We start from the raw sequence: 721 nt of genomic DNA, 5'->3' as shown, positions 1-721 counted from the left end.
CTCCCAGACGAAGACCAACTCGATGAGGCCTCATTGTTCGAGAATTGGATTGACCGGCTCAAGACCACAGGAAACGACTCCGCGCAACCGTGACCGCACACCCTGATTCAACAAGCACCAGGCGATCACGATTCGCAATGGACGCGCTCGGCAGGGTTTCTTCAGCATATGCCCACCTCTTAAATCACCCGAACGGCTGAACAAGAGACTGCGCATCGTAGAGGACTTCGAAGTCGACTTCGAAGTCCTCTACGATGGAAGCGGCCTACGCCCAACGGGATTCAGAATCACCGAGATTCTACCGAATGGCGATCTAAACGACATCCCTCTCATCAATAACCCGATCAAAGGAAGCTAAGTCGCATGCGATTTGAAGAAGCATTCGAGCAAGCACTACCCGAACTCATCGCCGCAGCCTGGGATTTCGCCGACAGATCCGATACAATCGAACTGATCTGGATCTACCTCTCGAAGAATGGACACTGGGCCTTTTACCACCCTTATTACAAGGTAGCCGGGAGACCAATCAAGAAGATTGAACTTGCTAACCACATTCCAGGCCTGGACGTGGGAGCAAATGCCCAGAGATGGCTTCTTGATCGCTTGAATGAGGCGTCGAATGGGATCATTCGCGCGATGGATAACCCCGACGATTTCCCCCGCCGGATCATCATCAAATTCCGCCCCTCAGACCAAGACCTCACCGCAGACTTCTACCACG

General features: G+C 53.0%; 1 protein-coding gene. It reads left to right on the top strand.

From position 1 onward, the window contains the following. Nucleotides 1–363: 363 nt before the first annotated feature. Nucleotides 364–721 (top strand): hypothetical protein (locus tag HMPREF1531_RS13925; protein ID WP_016669356.1); only part of this gene is annotated, 358 nt, incomplete at its 3' end.

This window comes from Propionibacterium sp. oral taxon 192 str. F0372 (genome assembly GCF_000413315.1).
Taxonomy (GTDB): Bacteria; Actinomycetota; Actinomycetes; order Propionibacteriales; family Propionibacteriaceae; genus Brooklawnia.
This window is presented reverse-complemented; position numbering and strand designations above follow the sequence as displayed.